Annotated in this window: 13 protein-coding genes and 2 pseudogenes; 9 read left to right on the top strand and 6 right to left on the bottom strand. The window is 72.1% G+C overall.

Going from position 1 to position 17117, the window contains the following annotated elements; translation table 11 throughout:
- The first annotated feature begins 1 nt into the window (after position 1).
- The 3 genes from ABT232_RS16215 to ABT232_RS16225 all read left to right on the top strand — a co-directional run bounded on the left by ABT232_RS16215 (position 2) and on the right by ABT232_RS16225 (position 1635).
- Complete coding sequence (locus ABT232_RS16215; RefSeq protein WP_351840551.1) at positions 2-751, top strand: SDR family NAD(P)-dependent oxidoreductase; 750 nt, start codon at positions 2-4, stop codon at positions 749-751.
- 199 nt (positions 752-950) lie between these two features.
- Entirely contained in the window at positions 951-1154 is a 204-nt protein-coding gene (locus ABT232_RS16220; protein WP_351840552.1) for a hypothetical protein, read from the top strand.
- A gap of 133 nt (positions 1155-1287) precedes the next feature.
- Positions 1288-1635 carry a PRC-barrel domain containing protein gene (locus ABT232_RS16225; protein WP_351840553.1) on the top strand — a complete coding sequence of 116 codons (348 nt, stop codon included), beginning with the start codon at positions 1288-1290 and terminating at the stop codon, positions 1633-1635.
- A gap of 117 nt (positions 1636-1752) precedes the next feature.
- Here ABT232_RS16225 and ABT232_RS16230 read toward each other — a convergent pair whose 3' ends face one another.
- A complete protein-coding gene (locus tag ABT232_RS16230; protein ID WP_351840554.1) occupies positions 1753-2187 on the bottom strand; it encodes a VOC family protein in 435 nt (144 codons plus the stop codon).
- 171 nt (positions 2188-2358) lie between these two features.
- Between ABT232_RS16230 and ABT232_RS16235 the strand changes: the two genes are divergently transcribed.
- Positions 2359-3120: an SDR family oxidoreductase gene (locus ABT232_RS16235; protein WP_351840555.1), complete on the top strand. Its 762-nt coding sequence runs from the start codon at positions 2359-2361 to the stop codon at positions 3118-3120.
- 283 nt (positions 3121-3403) lie between these two features.
- Complete coding sequence (locus tag ABT232_RS16240; RefSeq protein ID WP_043497556.1) at positions 3404-3607, top strand: cold-shock protein; 204 nt, start codon at positions 3404-3406, stop codon at positions 3605-3607.
- A 112-nt stretch (positions 3608-3719) separates the two neighbouring features.
- Here the strand turns inward: ABT232_RS16240 and ABT232_RS16245 are convergent, their stop codons facing one another.
- On the bottom strand, positions 3720-4802 hold the full coding sequence (locus ABT232_RS16245; RefSeq protein WP_351840556.1) for a hypothetical protein: 1083 nt from the start codon (positions 4800-4802) through the stop codon (positions 3720-3722).
- Between the two features lie 83 nt (positions 4803-4885).
- A complete protein-coding gene (locus ABT232_RS16250) occupies positions 4886-7672 on the bottom strand; it encodes a SpoIIE family protein phosphatase (protein WP_450871969.1) in 2787 nt (928 codons plus the stop codon).
- Between the two features lie 202 nt (positions 7673-7874).
- Here ABT232_RS16250 and ABT232_RS16255 point away from each other — a divergent pair, with 202 nt between their 5' ends.
- Together ABT232_RS16255 and ABT232_RS16260 are read left to right on the top strand one after the other, a co-directional pair.
- Positions 7875-8954 (top strand): MDR family NADP-dependent oxidoreductase, encoded by a 1080-nt coding sequence (locus ABT232_RS16255; protein ID WP_351840557.1) that lies wholly within the window; start codon positions 7875-7877, stop codon positions 8952-8954.
- A gap of 34 nt (positions 8955-8988) precedes the next feature.
- A complete protein-coding gene (locus tag ABT232_RS16260; protein WP_351840558.1) occupies positions 8989-9429 on the top strand; it encodes a MerR family transcriptional regulator in 441 nt (146 codons plus the stop codon).
- Positions 9430-9611: 182 nt separating this feature from the next.
- On the opposite strand, the pseudogene ABT232_RS16265 reads toward ABT232_RS16260, so the two are convergent.
- Positions 9612-9821, bottom strand: a pseudogene (locus ABT232_RS16265) (MmyB family transcriptional regulator); the annotation flags it as partial.
- 10 nt (positions 9822-9831) lie between these two features.
- Here ABT232_RS16265 and ABT232_RS16270 point away from each other — a divergent pair.
- Positions 9832-10341 (top strand): annotated as a pseudogene (locus ABT232_RS16270) (aldo/keto reductase); the annotation flags it as partial.
- 1 nt (position 10342) lies between these two features.
- On the opposite strand, the gene ABT232_RS16275 reads toward ABT232_RS16270, so the two are convergent.
- On the bottom strand, positions 10343-12466 hold the full coding sequence (locus tag ABT232_RS16275; RefSeq protein WP_351840559.1) for a SpoIIE family protein phosphatase: 2124 nt from the start codon (positions 12464-12466) through the stop codon (positions 10343-10345).
- A 776-nt stretch (positions 12467-13242) separates the two neighbouring features.
- Between ABT232_RS16275 and ABT232_RS16280 the strand changes: the two genes are divergently transcribed.
- Positions 13243-15768 carry a bifunctional serine/threonine-protein kinase/ABC transporter substrate-binding protein gene (locus ABT232_RS16280; RefSeq protein ID WP_351840560.1) on the top strand — a complete coding sequence of 842 codons (2526 nt, stop codon included), beginning with the start codon at positions 13243-13245 and terminating at the stop codon, positions 15766-15768.
- A 160-nt stretch (positions 15769-15928) separates the two neighbouring features.
- On the opposite strand, the gene ABT232_RS16285 is transcribed toward ABT232_RS16280, so the two are convergent.
- Complete coding sequence (locus ABT232_RS16285) at positions 15929-17041, bottom strand: AI-2E family transporter (RefSeq protein ID WP_351840561.1); 1113 nt, start codon at positions 17039-17041, stop codon at positions 15929-15931.
- Positions 17042-17117: the final 76 nt, after the last annotated feature.

The following is a 17117-nucleotide window of genomic DNA, read 5'->3' on the forward strand; positions in this document are numbered from 1 at the left end:
AATGAGCAAGCCACTCACGGGCAAAGTCGCCCTGGTCACCGGGGGGTCGCGCGGACTGGGAGCCGCGACCGTACGACTGCTGGCCGAGCAGGGCGCCGACGTCGCCTTCACCTACGTCAGCTCCGAGAAACAGGCGCAGGCCGTCGTCGACGAGGTGCACGGCAAGGGAGCCAAGGCCGTCGCCTTCCAGTCCGACCAGGCGGACACGAGCCGGGCGCCGGCGCTGATCGACGACGTGGTCGCGCACTTCGGCGGCCTGGACATCCTCGTCAACAACGCGGCGATCTCCGTGGCCGGCACGGTGGACGACCCGGATGCCGACACCGCCGCACTGGACCGGATGCACGCCACCAACTACCTCGGCGTGATCGCCGTCATCCGGGCCGCGTCCCGAGTGCTGCGCGCGGGCGGCCGCATCATCACAGTCAGTTCCGGACTGGGCTCCCGTGTCGGCGCCCCCGGCCTTGCCGACTACTCGGCGACCAAGTCCGGGATCGAGAGGTACACCATGGGCGTCGCACGCGACCTCGGGCCCCGGAACATCACGGCCAACGTCGTGGAGGCCGGACTGATGGAGGGCGGCATGCAACCGCCGGACACCGAGACCCTCAAGGCCCTGGTCAGCTCGCTGTCCCTGCAACGCATGGGGCACCCCGACGAAATCGCCGCGGCGATCGCCTTCCTGGCGAGCCCCGCCGCGTCGTACGTCACGGGCGCAGTGCTGGACGCCCACGGCGGCTACAACGCCTGAACCCGAACCCCTGCCGCGCGCGCCGAAGGACATCACGCCTTCTGGGCGCGCACCGCCAACGACCCGCGTGTGCGTGGACACGCCTCGCCCTCCTGCCCCTCCCGCTCCCGCGGTCACCAGACCTTCACGTCTGTGCGCCGCTGGCCCGGCCGGAAGGGGAACCCGGTCCGGTGTCGCCGACCGGGAGGGAACTGGGACTGTGATCGCTGTCGCCGTGCTGCTGCTGCCGGTCCTGGGCGTGCTGCTGTACGCCATGGACCGCATCGAGGACAGACTGTCGGCTCGCCCGTCGGTGGCACGCCATGCCCGGCGACGCCACCTGCGTCTGGTGCACGGCGCCGGCCCGTCCGCCGCCGACCGCGGTCCGACTGGGCACACCTCGCGGCGCACCGACGCGGCGTGAGGTGCCGGTGCCGCGTCAGGGGCGGGTGGGGTCGGCGGACACCGAAGTGAGCTGGTGGTGACCCGCACGCCTGCCGCGCGCCTCGGCGGGCACCCGTAGGAGGAAGCAGGAGGAAGACGACAGGGAGGACACCGTGACCGAACACCACGCATCCCATGTGCCGACCGCCGGCCACACCCCGGACGACGACCTGACCGGATACCAGGTGGACGCCACGGACGGTCGCGTCGGCAAGGTCAGCAAGTTCTCCAGGGACCTCGGTCCCCGGTTCCTGGTGGTGCACACCGGTCTGTGGGTCCTCGGCAAGGATGTGGTGATCCCGTCGGACGCCGTCATGAGCATCGACCACGTCGCCCGTACCGTGGTGCTGGCCCGGACGAAGGCGCAGGCCAAGTCGGCACCCGTCTTCGACGAGGACACGTACCTGGGCGATCCGCGCCACCGCGACCAACTGGGCGGCCGACACGGCTCCGGGCACTGACGGATGCACCGACGGATGCGCTGACGGATGCACTCAGGGATGTACTAGCGGATGTACCGACCGACTCACTGACGATGCACTGACGATGCACTGACGGGAGTACCCGGCCACAGACGCTCAGTCGAGACAGAACTCGTTGCCCTCGACGTCCTGCATCACGATGCACGACTCGTCGACGCCATCGGCGGGCAGCAGACGCACACGCACCGCGCCGAGCGCGACCAGGCGCGCGCATTCGGCCTCCAGGGCGGCCAAGCGCTCCTCACCCACGAGCCCGGTGCCGACCCGCACGTCGAGGTGGAGCCGGTTCTTGACGACCTTGCCTTCGGGCACGCGCTGGAAGAACAGGCGCGGGCCCTCACCCGCGGGATCGGCGCACGCGAACCATGAACCCTGATCCTCAGGCGGCAGGGAGCGATCGAAGTCCTCCCAAGTGGCGTGTCCCCGCGGTGGCGGCGGTACGACGTACCCCAACACCTCGCACCAGAATCGAGCGACGCGCTCAGGCTCCGCGCAGTCGAAGGTGACCTGGAATTCCTTGATCGATGACATCGGCCCACCGTAGCCAGGGGCAACCCATTGCTCAACCCCCGGTCAAGGCGCGCACGTTGGCCGTGATGCGTTGCGTTGATGTGCGTTGCGTGTGATCGGGCGCCGGGTGTCGGGTGGGACGCCAGAATGAGGATCATGAGCGGTGAAGCGAGTCCGGAGAGGCGGCAGGACATGGAAGAGTCAGGACGCCCGCTGGCCCTGGTCACAGGAGCGGGACGTTCGGCGGGGATCGCGGCGTCCGTGGTTCTGGATCTGGCCCGGGCCGGCTGGGACGTGGCCTTCACCTACTGGACTCCGTACGACGCGCGGATGCGGTGGGGCGCGGAGGCCGGAGCGCCCGAGGAGTTGCGGAAGCGGGCGGCTTCGCTCGGGGCTCGGACACATGCGGTCGAGGCGGACCTGAGCGACCCGGCTGTGCCGGCTCAGCTCTTCGACAGCGTCGAGCGTGAGCTGGGCAACGTCACCGCGCTGGTGCTCTGCCACTGCGAGTCGGTCGATTCAGGCCTGCTGGACACCACGGTGGAGAGCTTCGACCTGCATTTCGCGGTGAACGCGCGGGCGACCTGGCTGCTGATCCGGGAGTACGGGCTGCGCTTCCGCGGGCGGCACGGCAGCGGGCGCGTCGTCAGCCTGACCAGCGACCACACCGCGGGCAACCTGCCGTACGGGGCGAGCAAGGGGGCGATGGACCGGATCACGCTGGCGGCCGCGCATGAGCTCGCCCAGCTGGGAGTGACCTGCAACGCGATCAATCCCGGACCGACCGACACCGGGTGGATGACCGAGGAGCAGAAGGCGGACATGATCCGCTTCACGCCGCTGGGGCGCCTCGGCGTGCCGCAGGACTGCGCCAATCTGGTCACCTTCCTCTGCTCGGCGGAGGGCGGATGGATCAACGGCCAGCTCCTTCGGAGCAACGGCGGCCTCGGGTGACCGGGCATACGGACCGGACGCGTCCCGGGGACCCGTTCAGCCATGGTTCGGGCGCTGATCGAAGCCGGACCAACCGCCGGGAAGTGCCCCAGATCGAGTCCGTGCGGGCGCGGGCGGCACGGCCCCGGCAGGCGGCGAAGCGATCCGCAGCACGCTTTTGGCTGACATAAAAGTCGGATAACCGCGCGGCGATGGGGTAGAACGGACGCCGGGAGCCTTCCCTCGAGGGTCGGCCCCACCCACAGACCAGCCGGGACTTCCCGGCGATATCGAAGGACACAGCATGGCCAGCGGCACCGTGAAGTGGTTCAACGCCGAAAAGGGCTTCGGATTCATCGCCCAGGACGGCGGCGGACCGGACGTCTTCGCCCACTACTCCAACATCGCCGGCAACGGCTACCGCGAGCTCGTCGAGGGCGAGTCGGTCACGTTCGACGTGACTCAGGGACAGAAGGGACCGCAGGCCGAGAACATCGTCCGCGGCTGACGACCGCGTTGAGCGAAGAGGGGCCCGGCACCAGCCGGGCCCCTTCCGCGTTCCGCCTCGGCGCCGGCGCCGGCGCCGGGGCAGCACTCGCAGGACGTGCTCCCGTCCATGATCATCTGGGGTGCTGGAGCATCTCGCGCAGCCATGGGCCGCGGGCGGCGGGCAGCCGGGCAAGGGTGTGGTGGAACACTTCCGTGTCGATCCGGAACACGCCATGGACGTCGGGTGTGGGCGGGTCGTCGCGCAGGACGTCGTCGGGCGTGAGACGCGACCCGGGAACGGGAGGCTGCGACTCGGGGAAGACCAGCCGGAGCCACACCCCGAACGGCAACGGCACCGGGTACGCCCCGCCGGCCGAGGCGGCGGGCCTCCAGACCTCTCCGGTCTGCGGATGGGACGGCACGAGGAGGATGTGGTCGTCCGTGTCCGGAGCGGGCACCCCCGGTCCGGCCAGTACGGCGCGCCGCGCCGGAGGACCGGCCGGCAGCAGGGCGTCGAGGTCGCTCTGGAACATCCTCGCGGTCAGGCCGTCCGGGACGGTCACCGGCCGGCCCTCCGAAGCCGCCAGCAGGTGTGCGAGCGCGCTTCCGGCCGCCGCCACCCACTGCGGGCTCCAGTGCCACCGGTCGCTCGCCCCGAACAGCGATCCCCACGAGCTGATCGGCTCGAACGGGGGCACGCCCGCCCCCTCCGCCATCAGCTCCGCCCAGGACAGCGTTGCGGCGTCGGCTCCTTCGACGCGGCGGCGGCTCACGGCGTCCGGGGCGAGCCACACGACCTGCCAGAGCGAGCAGTCGTCGATCCGGCTCGCCACCGGCAGACCGCAGGCCTCGCAGGCCATGTTGGGAGCGTCGCCCCTGTCGAGGCCGCAGCAGGCACCGCCTCGCCTGTCCGGAAGCAGTACGGCGCCACGGATGTCTCCGGGTGCGACGGCGATCGCACCCGGCGCACCGTAGGACAGGCCGCGGACCGGCCCGTGGACGCCACGGCTCACCGCTTCCGCCGGATCGATCTGCTCCCAGCTGCGCCACGGCGGCCCCGAGGGCTCCGGATCCACGGCGAACGTCCCCGTCTCCATGAGCACCGGCAGCTGAAGCCCGTTCCCGTACCTCTGATGGGCGTGCAAGGGCAGGGCGACCTGGGACAAGGGGGTGGTCAGCTCGGCGTCGCACTCCGCGCACACAAAAACGAACAAACGTCCTCCACTCCGGAAGCAACTCCGGAGAACAGCGGCATCATCGCAGCCCGGCGATGGCCGGCCAACTCCGCTTTGCGCCTTCACCAGGCCAGCTCGTCGATCAATACGGTGGCGTCCAGCTCGGGGGTGCCGTCCAGGCTCTGCTCGGCCCAGATCACCTTGCCCCGCTCCGCGTAGCGGGTGCCCCAGCGGTCCGTGAACTGAGAGACGAGGAAGAGGCCGCGGCCGCCTTCGTCGGTGGTGGCCGCGCGGCGCATACGGGGTGAGGTGTTGCTGCCGTCCGAGACCTCCAGGACCAGGGTGCGGCCGAGCAGCACCCTGACCCGGACGGGCGGGGCGCCGTAGCGGATCGCGTTGGTGAGGAGTTCGCTGAGGACGAGTTCGGTGGCGAAGGACGACTCCTCCAGGCCCCAGTCGGCGAGCCGGCGGGTCACCTCCATGCGGACCCGGGACACGGCCTTCACGTCGAACGGCACGTCCCACGCCGCCACCCGGGAGGGGTCCAGGAGCCGGGTCCTGGCGACCAGCAGGGCCACGTCGTCGCCGGGCCGGTCGGGCAGCATCGACTCCATCACGGCGCGGCACGTCTCCTCCGGCGTACGGTCCGCATCGGCGATCGCCGCGCGCAGCATCCGCAGGCCCTCGTCGATGTCGCGTCCGCGGTCCTCGATCAGTCCGTCGGTGAACAGCACGAGCCGGCTGCCCTCGGGAAGGTCCAGTCGGCCGGTCTCGAAGGGATGCCCGCCCACTCCGAGCGGCGGTGACAGGGGGAGGTCGGGGAAGGTCACTCTGCCCTGCGGGTCGACCACCGCCGGTGCGATGTGCCCGGCGCGGGAGAAGGTGCAGTGCCCGCCGACCGGGTCGTAGATGGCGTACAGGCAGGTGGCGCCGGTGACCGGGGCGCTGTCGGTGTGGACGCTCGCCGTCTGCGTGTCCAGGAGGGCCACCATCTCGTCGAGGTGGCTGAGCAGCTCGTCCGGGGAGAGGTCCAGCGAGGAGAAGTTCAGTACGGCGGTGCGCAGCCGGCCCATGGTCACCGCGGCGTGCAGCCCGTGCCCGACGATGTCGCCCACGACGAGTGCCACCCGGAAGCCGGGCAGTGGGATGACGTCGAACCAGTCGCCGCCCACGCCGGCCTGTGCGGGCAGATACCGCCAGGCGACCTCCAGCGCTTCCTGGTCCGGGACGTCCCGCGGCAGCAGGCTGCGCTGCAAGGTCACGGCCAGGGCGTGCTCGCGGGCGTAGCGGCGGGCGTTGTCGATGGCGACGGCGGCCCGGGCCACCAGTTCCTCGGCGACCGCGATGTCCTCCTCCTCGAAGGGGACGGAGCCGGCCCCGCGCCAGAAGTTGACCATGCCGAGGACCACACCGCGGGCCCGCAGCGGCACGGTGATCAGCGAGTGGATGCCGTACTCCAGCGCCTGGCGGGCGCCTTCCGGGTCCTGGGCCCGCCAGTCCTGGGCATGGTGCAGATCCGCGACGCGTACGGCCTTGCCCCGGTGCAGGGCGGCCACCATCGGGGTGTCGGCCACGACGAACTGGATCAGGTCTCCGACCGGTTGCAGCGGATGCCCGCCCTGGGTCCCGCTCAGCGCGGTGCGCCGCATCCGCTGCACGGCACCGGTGGGCTCGTCGCCGCGCAGCACGGAGTCGAGGAGTTCCACGGTGACGAAGTCGGCCATGCGCGGGACCGCCACCTCCGCGAGTTCCTCCGCGGTGCGCCGGATGTCCAGCGTGGTGCCGATGCGTACGCCCGCCTCGTACAGGAGGGCCAGCCGTCCGCGTGCCACTCCGGCCTGGCCGGTCAGCGCCTGGAGTTCCGTGGTGTCGCGGAAGGTGGCCACCAGCCCCTGGACGCCGGCGTGGGGCTCGATGGGCCGGGTGTTGACCGCGAGCAGCCGCTCACCGGCCCGAAGCACCTCGTCGGAGACCTCCTCGGCCGACCCCAGCATCTTGGTCAGGCGAGGGCTGAGCCCCAGCTCCGCGACCGGGCGCCGGTCGGCGTCGTCGGGCAGGTCCAGCAGGCGGCGTGCCTCGTCGTTGGCGAGCATCAGCCGCCCGTCGGGGCCGACGATCAGGACGCCCTCGCGCACCGCGTGCAGCACGGCGTCATGGTGCTCGAACATCCGTGTGATCTCGGCCGGGCCCAGACCGTGCGTCTGCCGGCGCAGCCGCCGGCTGACCAGCGCCGTGCCCGCGGTGGCGAGCGCGAGCGCACCGACCGCCGCGGCCAGCATCACCGGTACCTGCTGGTTCAGCACCTGCCCCAGGGTCTCGAACTGGATCCCGGCGCTGACCATGCCGACCACGCGGCCGCTGTCGTCCCGTACGGGCACCACCGCGCGCACGGCGTCCGCGGGATCGCCGCGGAACGTCTCGGTGAACGCCTCTCCCCCGGCGGCCCGGTCCACCCCCTCCGCCCGCGTGCCGATCAGCTCCGGCCGCGGATCGGTGAGCCGCACCCCCCGCAGATCCAGGACGGTGACGAAGTCGACGCCGGAACCTTCCCTGGCCCCCTCCGCCGCCCGCTGGAGCCGTGCGGTCGGATCCTCCGCCCGCAACGCGGCGGCCAGTCCGGGGGCGTGCGCGAACGCCTCCGCCGCCGCCAGACAGCGGTGCTCGGCCCCCCGCTCCGCCTCGTACCGCCCCTGCACCACCAGCGCCACGACCGCCACCACCACGAGCAGCAGCATGATCAGCACCTGGAGGAGGAAGACCTGCGCGGCGACCGTGCCGACACTCAAGGGCGTCGAGAAACGCCGCCCCGGCGAATGCCACGCCCTGGGGCGGCGGGGGGACGAGCCGGGCGAACGCCCATCACCGAGCGGCGCCGCTCTCGTCCGGGACCGGCGAAAACGACCGATCATGACCCATTTCTAACACCACACCCGCGATGCGGGCCAACGCTGCGCTTGGCGGAGGAGCGACGGACGGTGCGGCTCCCTTCGCCGGGGTTGCCCTTGACGTCTGCGGCAGGGGTTAGCTTCTGCGCGCCCGTTCCGTCCGCCGCCCTGGCTGACCTCGAGCGGGCCCCCGTCTTCTGCGTTCGCTCCGTCGAAAGAGGTCGTCATGACGCCATCGCTGCCTCGGATCAGTCGCGAGGTGCGGCTTGCCGCCGTGCCCGACGGGCTTCCCACGCCCGCGGACCTCACCCTCGCCGAGACACCGCTGCCTCCCCTCGACCCGCACCACGTCCTCGTTTGGAATCGGCAGTTCCTCGTCTTCGCCGGCCTGCGCACCCTGATCGGCGGAGCTGCGCGGAACACTCCGCTGCCGGGACTGCGACCAGGGGACACGCTCTTCGGACCGGCGGTCGGCGAGGTCATCGCCGCTCCTCACGGGAGCCGCCTGCGCCCCGGAGATCTGGTGACACACATGCTCGGCTGGCGCGAGTACGCCGTCGTACCCGTGGAGGCGTGCACCGCTGTCGACCCGGCATTGCCCGAGCCCGCCGCCCAGCTCTCCTTCGGCTCCGCCGCCTACGGCGCGCTGACCCGTGTGGCACCGGTGCGCGAAGGCGACGTCGTGCTGATCACGGGTGCGGCCGGAGGCGTCGGCACCATGGCGGGCCAGATCGCCCGGCTGCTGGGCGCCGGGCGAGTCATCGGCACTTCGAGCTCACCGCAGAAGGCGGAGCGACTGCGGACCGAGCTGGGCTACGACGCCGCGCTGACCGCCGGGTCGTGGCGCGGCGCGAAGGACCGGGCCGGCAGGAAGATCGCGTCTCAGGAGTTCGCCGGTCAGCTCGCCGAGGCGGCTCCGGACGGCATCGACGTCGTGCTCGACCTGGTGGGAGGCCCGCAGCTCACCGCGGCGGTGGACGCCGCCCGGCAGGGGGCTCGTATCGCGCTGGTCGGGTCGCTGTCCGGGCAGCTGGCGGCCGAGGGCGGCGGCGGACGCGCCGAGGTGGAGATCGACACCTACCGGCTCGTGCTCCTGGGGGCATCCGTAAGGGGGTATCTCGGCAGCGATCACCCTGGCGTGGAGGCGGAGTGGCACGAGCGGTTCGGGTCCTGGCTGCGGAGCGGTGAGATCCGCTTTCCGCTCACTCGTGTGGTGGGCATCGAACGCGCCCCGCAGGCGTTGCCGCAACTGATCGAGGGCAGGCATTTCGGCACGGTCGTGGTGGAGTTGGCGCGGCATGAGTGACCGACGGTGGCGCAGCGGGCAGGAGCAGACGAGCATGCGGATCGCAGACGCGGCGGCAGCGGTGGGTACGACGCCCAGGGCGCTGCGCTTCTACGAGCAGCAGGGGCTGCTGCCCCCGCCCCGCCGCACGAGCTCGGGACAGCGGGACTACACCGCTGACGAACTCGCCGTACTGCGCGTCATCCGTCGGCTCCTCGCGCTCGGACTCACCGTCCAGGACCTGCACCGCATCGCGGATCGCCTGCCTCTGCTCGCCGCCACGCCTGGGCCGAGCTGCGCCTCCGCGGCGTCCGACGGGAGCGCGGGCGGCGTCGGCGCGGCAGTCGTGGAGCGACGCATCGTGGCCCTCGAGGCGGAGATCGACCGCCTGACGCGGCTGCGGGACGCGCTGAAGGCCGAACAGGAGCAGGACCGCGCAGGCCGGAACGACACGGCCGGAGCCCGTCCGTCGGCACCGCCCGCGCGTCGTCACTGACCTCCCGAGGACATCGGGCGCCTGTCGCCGAAGCACGGGCGTCGAGACCACCGGAGGGGGCCCGCGTGTACGCCCCGGTCCTGGCCACGCCGCGCGACACCACCGATCCGCTCGGCTGACCGGCGAGCCGGGGCTACGACCACCGACGTCCGCTGACTCGGCAACGGCCGAGGTGCCGCGCTCCGCGCCGAGTCGGACGGGGCGGTCATGTCGAGCAGAAGCAGGGCGTCGTGGTCGGGGCTGCCGGGTTCGGCGGTGCAGACGCCGATGCGCTGGCCGGGAGTGCCTTCCACGTGCGGTGACTGCGAGGTGAGGGTGAGGGTCCCGATTTGGGGATGGTGGAACGTCTTGTGCGCGGGCTTGCGTCCGGTCACCTCGTAGCGCTCCCACAGTCCCCGCGAAGGCCAGTGGCGCGCCATGGAGGCACTGAACCGCCAGGGCGTGGCAAAGGCGATCGGCGTCGCCAACTTCTACCCCGACCGTCTGATCGACCTGATCGTCAACAACGAGATCACCCCGGCCGTCAACCAGATCGAGACCCACCCCTTCTTCCAGCGCGCCGACTACCAGGACCTCATGCGCGAACACGGTGTGCGGATCCAGTCCTGGGGCGGCTTCGCCGAAGGCAGGAACGACCTGTTCAGCAACCCGCTGCTGGCCGAGATCGGCAAGGAGCACGGCAAGTCGGTGGCGCAGGTCGTCCTGCGCTGGCTCACCCAGCGCGGCGTCGTCGCGATCCCCAAGTCGGTGCGCGCCGAGCGCATGGCCGAGAACATCGACGTCTTCGACTTCCGGCTCACCGACGAGCAGTTGGCCCGGATCGCCACCCTCGACACCGGCAGCTCCCTGTTCTTCGACCACCGGGACCCCGAGATCGTCACCTCGTTCGCGGGGCGCCGCCTCGACTCCTGACCTACAGCCGACCGCCGGCCGCGCCGTCGTCGATCGGTTCACCCGACCGCGTCGCGCCGGTGCTCGTACCGGGCAGGCGGGCGATGAGGAGGGCTATGTCGTCATCGGCGGAGGCCGGCACGAGGCGGGTGAGGAGACTGTCGCACATGGCGTCGAGGGAGGTGAACGGCTCGGTGAGGGCGTGGGTGAGTTCGGCGAGACGCTCGTCGATGTCGGTGCCGCGCGACTCGATGAGACCGTCGGTGAACAGCACCAGCAGGCTTCCGGCCGCGAGGGTGTAGTCCGTGGTGGTGTAGCGGATGCCGCCGATGCCGAGCGGGGGGCCGGGCGGCACGTCGAGGAGGCGGACACCGCCGTCGGGGGTGACGAGGGCGGGCGGGGGGTGGCCGGCGCGGGTGATACGGCAGTGACCGGTCGCCGGGTCCACGACGACGTAGAGGAGGGTGGCGAGCATCGGCTCGGCGAGGTCGTCGAGCGCCGCTTCCAGTTGGAGCAGGATCTCCTGCGGCTCCAGGTCGAGCCGGGCCAGCGCGCGGACGCTGGCGGACAGCCGGCCCATGACGGCCGCGGCGGCGATGCCGTGGCCCATGACATCGCCGATCAGCAGAGCGGCTTTGCCACCGGGCAGGTGCAGGACGTCGTACCAGTCACCGCCGACCTCGTTGGCGTCGCTGGCCGGCAGGTAGCGGTGGGCCACCTCGATGCCCGGGGGCGGGGTGATGTGCTGGGGCAGCATGCTGCGCTGCAGGGTGACGGCGGTGTCGTGCTCGCGGTGGTAGAGGCGTGCGTTGTCGATGCTGATCGCGGCGCGGGCGGCGAGTTCTCCGGCGAGGGTGACGTCGTTCCCGTCGAAGGGGCCGACACGGCGGGTGCGGTAGAAGGTGGCGACGCCGAGCACCAGGTCACGGGCGACGAGCGGGACCATCATGAAGGAGTGCACGCCGAGCTTGAGAAGCTGGGCGGGCCTCGCGGTGTGACGGGCGGCCGGTGCGACGGCGCGGGCGTCGAAGCGGGCCAGCAGGAACGGCCGGCGTCCGGTGAGCGCCTGGGTGAAGGGTGCGGCGGCCGGGAAGAGGATGGTGCGGCCCAGCGGGGCGAGGACGTCGGTGACCGGTGAGCCCGCCAGCGGGGCTTTGCCCAGGCGGCGCAGTTCCATGCCCGCGGAGAGTCCGGCGCCCGGCTCCTCTCCTCGGGCCAGGCTGTCCAGGACGTCCACGGTGACCGTGTCGGCCAGCCGCGGCACGGCGAGGTCGGCGAGTTCCTGGGCCGTGCGCTCCAGCTCCAGGCTGGCGCCGATGCGGATGGATGCCTCGCTGAGCAGGGCCAGTCGGCTGCGGCCCGCCTCGGCCTCGGTGTGGGCGCGGCTCTGTTCAGTGGTGTCGAGCAGGGAGGCGATCACGCCGATCGGCCGGCCCGCCGGGTCTTCCACACGGACGTAGGAGCACGACCACACCCGGTCGTGGTCGGGGTCGGCCGGGGTGCGCCCGATGCGCCGCAGGTCCAGGACGGGCTGTCCGCTGTCGAGGACGCGCCGCATGGCCTCTTCCATGTCGTGGGCGTTGATCTCGGGCAGCAGCTGGGACAGCCGCTTGCCTCGGTGGGCCGACTCCGACAGGCCGTTCATCTTCTCCAGGGCCGGGTTGACGCGGAGGAACCGCAGCTGCGTGTCCAGGATGGCGATGCCGACCGGCGAGCGGGCGAACAGCCCGTCCCAGACGGCCGAGGACCCTCGGACGCGGCGCGCGGCATGGGCGTCGGCGGCGAACACCCACACGGCGGAGGTGTCGTCGCGGCGGTCGGAGACCGGGCTGGCCCAGATCTCCAGCTCGACCGGACTCCCGTCGGCGTGCCAGGCGGTGACCGTGCCCATCACGCCACGGCCGGTGGCCACGCCCTCCCACAGCGACCGGCCGAGGCTTCGGTCCGCGCCCGGGTGCAGCAGCTCCGCGATGTGCCGGCCCACCACCTGCCGGGAGGTGTAGCCCAGCAGCTCCTGCGCCGCCCGGTTCCAGCGCACGATCAGCCCGTCCGCACTGGTGGCGACCTGGGCCACCGGCAACGCGCCCAGCCAGCCCCCGGCGTTCTGCGCGGCACCGCTGACCAGCTCTTCCACGGGTTCACTCATGCGCCGCCTCCCTCTGGCGGCCGGGTGGTGGGCAGCTGGGCCGGGTGAGGGGGTGCGTGGGACGGGGAGCGGCAGGCGTGCACCTGCGGGTGTCTCCGGCTCCGAAGCGTCCGGGACCAGCGGCGCGACATGCCGCTGCCGAGCGACGAGGGCGGCGCCGCGGTCGGCTCCAGCGGCCGCCCGGCCAGAGCGGCCCTCAGCCCCGCTTCCACATCCCCAGCATCCCTCCCGCCGCCCGCGCCCGCCTCCTCGGCCGGACGGCGTCCACGAGCGCGCCAGGGCCGTGCGCGCTGTTCGTGGACTTCGGCTGCCGGGCCGCCCGGGGACAGGAAGGGCCCCGGAGTCCCGGCACGGGCGCCGAGGCCGGGATCGCCTCAGCCGACCGTCCGCTTCGCCTGGCGTGCCAGACGGAACAGGACCCGGGTGTACACGGTGGTCGCCGCGGCGATGACCGTCGGAATGACCGCGAGGGCGAGTAGGCGTCGTGGCGATCAACGGTCCCGGTTCATCACAGCGCGCACAGGGCCTGTCCCGATGTCTCGACGGCAACCCCGGCGCTGCTCAAGGCTGTTGGCCCGCGGCTGCGGCCCGCGAGGACCGCGGTCCCACGGCTCAGCTCTGCCGCCGGCAGCTCCGCTGCCGACAGAGCCCGGGTCGCCCCATGGACGGCAGGTGGGAAACCGCTGGTGGGCAGGTGGTGATCGCCGCGAACCCCGGGTGCGTGATCGAGCCGCCTTTCCCTCACCCGAACGCACGGCAGGACCTAGAGTGTCCGCGTGACCGAGCAGAACTCCGAACTCATCGCCGGCCGCTACCAGCTGGTCGAACGCATCGGACAGGGCGGCATGGGCCGGGTCTGGCGTGCCCTGGACCGGCAGCTCTTCGGACGCGAGGTCGCCGTCAAGGAGATCGTCTTCCCGTCGGGGATGGACGACGGCGAGCGTGCCACGCTGGTCCGGCGCTTCACCGGCGAGGCCCGCGCGGCGGTTGTCCTCAGCCACCCCGGGATCATCACCATCCATGACGTCGTGGAGCATCAGGGCGCCCCCGTGATCGTCATGGAGTTCGTCCGCGGGCAGTCCCTGGCCGCCGCCATCCGCGAACAGGGCCGGCTGCCGGTGCGGCGGGTGGCCGAGATCGGTGCCGCCGTCCTCGACGCGCTCACCGAGGCACACAAGGCGCGGATCGTGCATCGCGACATCAAGCCGGACAATGTGCTGCTGACCAAGGACCGGGTCGTCCTCACCGACTTCGGCATCGCGCACCTCGCGGACGCCACGACCAAGCTCAGCCACAGCGGGATCGTCATCGGCACACCGCAGTACATGCCCCCGGAACAGCTGGAGGGCAAGCGGCCGACCCCCGCCAACGACCTGTGGGCGCTCGGCGCCACGCTGTACCACGCCGTGGAGGGGCAGCCGCCGTTCGAGGCGGACGGGCTGCACGCCCTGGCCGTGGCCGTCTTCACCCGCCCGCACCGGCCGCCGGTCCACGCCGGACCGCTCGCGCCGGTGCTGGAGGCGCTGCTCGTCAAGGACCCGGCGCAGCGGGTGGGCGCGGCCGAGGCCGCCAGGATGCTGGCGTCGGTACTGCGTTCCCTCCCGGCCCGGGACGACGCGGACGCGGACGCCGCCCAGGATCCTGGCCCGGAGCCGGAGCGGGGCCCGGAGCCGGAGCGGGGCCCGGAGCCGGAGCGGGGCCCGGAGCCGGAGCGGGGCCCGGAGCCGGAGCGGGGCCCGGAGCCGGAGCCGGGTCCGGAGCGCGCCCCTGCGCCCGAACCGGCACCGGACGCCGCGGCGGAGCAGGCACCACCCACCGGGCCGCCCTCCACACCCCCGACCCCACGGACACCCACGGTCCTCGACTCCACAGCGGCACCGGCCGATCCCCCGCGTCCCGTTCCGGACCGGCCGACCGTCCCGCCGCCGGTCCCCGGGTCCGGCTACAGGTCCGGGTCCGGGTCCGTCCCACCGGCCGAGGATCTCGTGTCGCTGGGCCCGGCGGTCAAGGCGGGACCGGGCGAGCGGAAGCCCGTACGGCCGCGCGCCCTCACCCGGCGTTCCGTGGTGCTGGGCACGGCGCTGGCCACGCTCGCGGCCGGTTCCGTGCTGACCTGGAGCCTGTCCCAAGGGGACGAGACACCGGGCGGCGGCGGCGCGGCCGGCGGCGGCGCCGACGCTTCCTCCGTCACGGTGGTGATCGGCGTGGACGCACCGCTCACCGGCGATCTGGCGGAGATGGGCCTCGGCGTGCGCAACTCCGCCGACCTGGCGGTCAGGACGGCGAACGAGAAGAGATCCGTTCCGGGTGTGAAGTTCGAGATCAAGGCGGTGGACGACGCGGGCGATCCCTCCAAGGGCCAGGCGAACGCCACCGGCTTCGTGTCCGACGCGAAGGTGCTGGGCGTGGTCGGGCCGCTGACGTCCAGTGTGGCCCAGAACCTGGTCGGGCCCCTGGCCGAGGCGGACCTGGTCAATGTCTCGCCGGGCAACACCAACCCCGCGCTGACGCTGGGACCGGACTGGGCCGCGGGCACCAAGTCCCGTCCGTACGACACGTATTTCCGCACCGTCACCACGGACGTGGACCAAGGGCCGTTCGCCGCGCGGTACCTCCATGCCGAGGCCGGGAAGAGCAAGCCGTACGTCATCGACGACAAGAGCGCCTACGGCGCCGGCCTCGCCTCCGGTTTCACGGCCGAGTTCGAGAAGCTGGGCGGGAGCGTGGTCGGCTCGGAGCATGTCGATCCCCGGCAGAGCGACTTTCCCGGCCTCGCCGCGAAGGTCCGCGCCTCGGGTGCCGACGCCGTGTTCTTCGGCGGCTACTACGACACCGCCGGCGCGCTCTCCCGGCAGTTGAAGCAGGCCGGGGTCGACATCCCTCTGATGGGTGGCGACGGCATCTTCGACCAGCAGTTCCTGACCTCCGGCCCGAAGGCCGACGGCGATCTCGCCGTCAACATCGGTGTGCCCGCCGAACACCAGGCGGGCGGAGCGGACTTCCTCGCCCGGTACCGCGAGGCGGGCTACCCGGAGGCGGCCGGCTGGTACGGCCCGTACGCCTACGACGCGACCTGGAGCCTCATCGAGGCCGTGAAGTCTCTCGTGAAGGCCAACGGCGGCACCCTGCCCGAGGACGCCCGCGCGAAGATGCCCCGGGCCGTGGCGGGGATCGCCTTCGACGGAGTCACGGGCCACGTCGCCTTCGACGACTACGGCGACACGCGCAACCGGCGCCTGACGGTGTTCTCGGTGGACGCCGGTCAGTGGACCACGGTGACCAGCGGCCCCGTCGCTCCTTGACGCGGCCCGGGTCGGTCGGCAGGTGCGCGCCATGAGCCGAGCGGGCCTCCGGCATCGTGCCGGTGGTCGGCGTTGCCTCGCCCCAGGGATCGAGTGAATCGCGCGGCGCGCGGCTCCGGGGCCGGTCACCGGTCCCGGAGCGGCGCGCCTGAGGTGCTGCTTACGACAGCGCGGCGGCGGTGTCCGGATCGCCGCTCTCCGGTTCCGCCGACGGCTCGATGAGCTGTTCGCGCACGTAGTTCCACACCACCGCGATGAGGGCGGCGATCGGGACCGCGAGGAGGCTGCCCACGATGCCTGCCAGGCTGCCGCCCAGGGTCACCGCCAGCAGGACCACGGCCGCGTGCAGACCGAGCCCGCGGCTCTGGATGATCGGCTGGAACACGTTCCCCTCGAGCTGCTGCACCACGACGATGATGGCCAGCACGATCAGCGCGTCGGTGAGGCCGTTGGAGACCAGCGCGATGAGGACCGCGACGAAACCGGCGAACAGGGCGCCCACGATCGGCACGAACGCGGAGACGAACGTCAGCACCGCCAGCGGCAGCACCAGCGGCACGTGCAGGATCCACAGACCGAGGCCGATCAGCACGGCGTCCAGCAGACCGACGGCGGCCTGGGACCGTACGAACGAGCCCAGGGTGTCCCAGCTGCGCGCGGCGACGACGGGAACGTCGGTGGAGAGCCGGCCGGGCAGCTGGCGGGCGAGCCAGGGCAGGAACCGCGGCCCGTCCTTGAGGAAGAAGAACATGAGGAAGAGCGCCAGGACGGCGGTGATCACGCCGTTGACGACCGTGCTCACTCCGGTGACGACAGCGGTGACCGCACTGCCCAGGCCCTCCTGAGCCCGGTCGACCGCGGTGTCGAAGGCCTTGTTGATCTGGGCGTCACCGATGTTCAGCGGCGGTCCGGCAGCCCACTCGCGCAGCCTCTGGATGCCCTCGACCACACCGTCGGTCAGGTCACCGGACTGGGACGCCACCGGAACCGCGATCAGCGCCACGACCCCCGCGGCGACGAGGAGGAAGAGGACGGTCACCAGCGACGCGGCAAGGGCCGGACGCCACCCGCGAGCACGCAGGAAACGCGTCGGTGGCCAGGTCAGCGTGGTGAGCAGCAGGCCGACTATGAGCGGCCAGACCACCGACCACATACGGCCGAGCAGCCAGAGGGCCACCGCGAGCATCACGAGTACCAGCAACAACTCGACGGACACCCGCGCCGATGTGCGCAGCGCGGCGCGGGATTTCGTGGAACTCAACGTGGCAGACATGGGGCTCACCCTATGGCCGACGGCGGCGTCCATCGCCGTCGCCGCCGGTGAACGGGGCGGACCGGGCCCGACAGGT

This window comes from Streptomyces sp. NPDC001532 (assembly GCF_040298625.1).
GTDB lineage: Bacteria > Actinomycetota > Actinomycetes > Streptomycetales > Streptomycetaceae > Streptomyces.

Excerpts from the sequence above, each read along its gene's own strand:
- ABT232_RS16275 (WP_351840559.1), bottom strand. The coding sequence starts at position 12,466 with ATGAGTGAACCCGTGGAAGAGCTGGTCAGCGGTGCCGCGCAGAACGCC.
- ABT232_RS16255 (WP_351840557.1), top strand. The coding sequence starts at position 7,875 with ATGACGCCATCGCTGCCTCGGATCAGTCGCGAGGTGCGGCTTGCCGCC.
- ABT232_RS16235 (WP_351840555.1), top strand. The coding sequence starts at position 2,359 with ATGGAAGAGTCAGGACGCCCGCTGGCCCTGGTCACAGGAGCGGGACGT.
- ABT232_RS16260 (WP_351840558.1), top strand. The coding sequence starts at position 8,989 with ATGCGGATCGCAGACGCGGCGGCAGCGGTGGGTACGACGCCCAGGGCG.
- ABT232_RS16240 (WP_043497556.1), top strand. The coding sequence starts at position 3,404 with ATGGCCAGCGGCACCGTGAAGTGGTTCAACGCCGAAAAGGGCTTCGGA.
- ABT232_RS16230 (WP_351840554.1), bottom strand. The coding sequence starts at position 2,187 with ATGTCATCGATCAAGGAATTCCAGGTCACCTTCGACTGCGCGGAGCCT.
- ABT232_RS16285 (WP_351840561.1), bottom strand. The coding sequence starts at position 17,041 with ATGTCTGCCACGTTGAGTTCCACGAAATCCCGCGCCGCGCTGCGCACA.
- ABT232_RS16215 (WP_351840551.1), top strand. The coding sequence starts at position 2 with ATGAGCAAGCCACTCACGGGCAAAGTCGCCCTGGTCACCGGGGGGTCG.
- ABT232_RS16250 (WP_450871969.1), bottom strand. The coding sequence starts at position 7,672 with ATGATCGGTCGTTTTCGCCGGTCCCGGACGAGAGCGGCGCCGCTCGGT.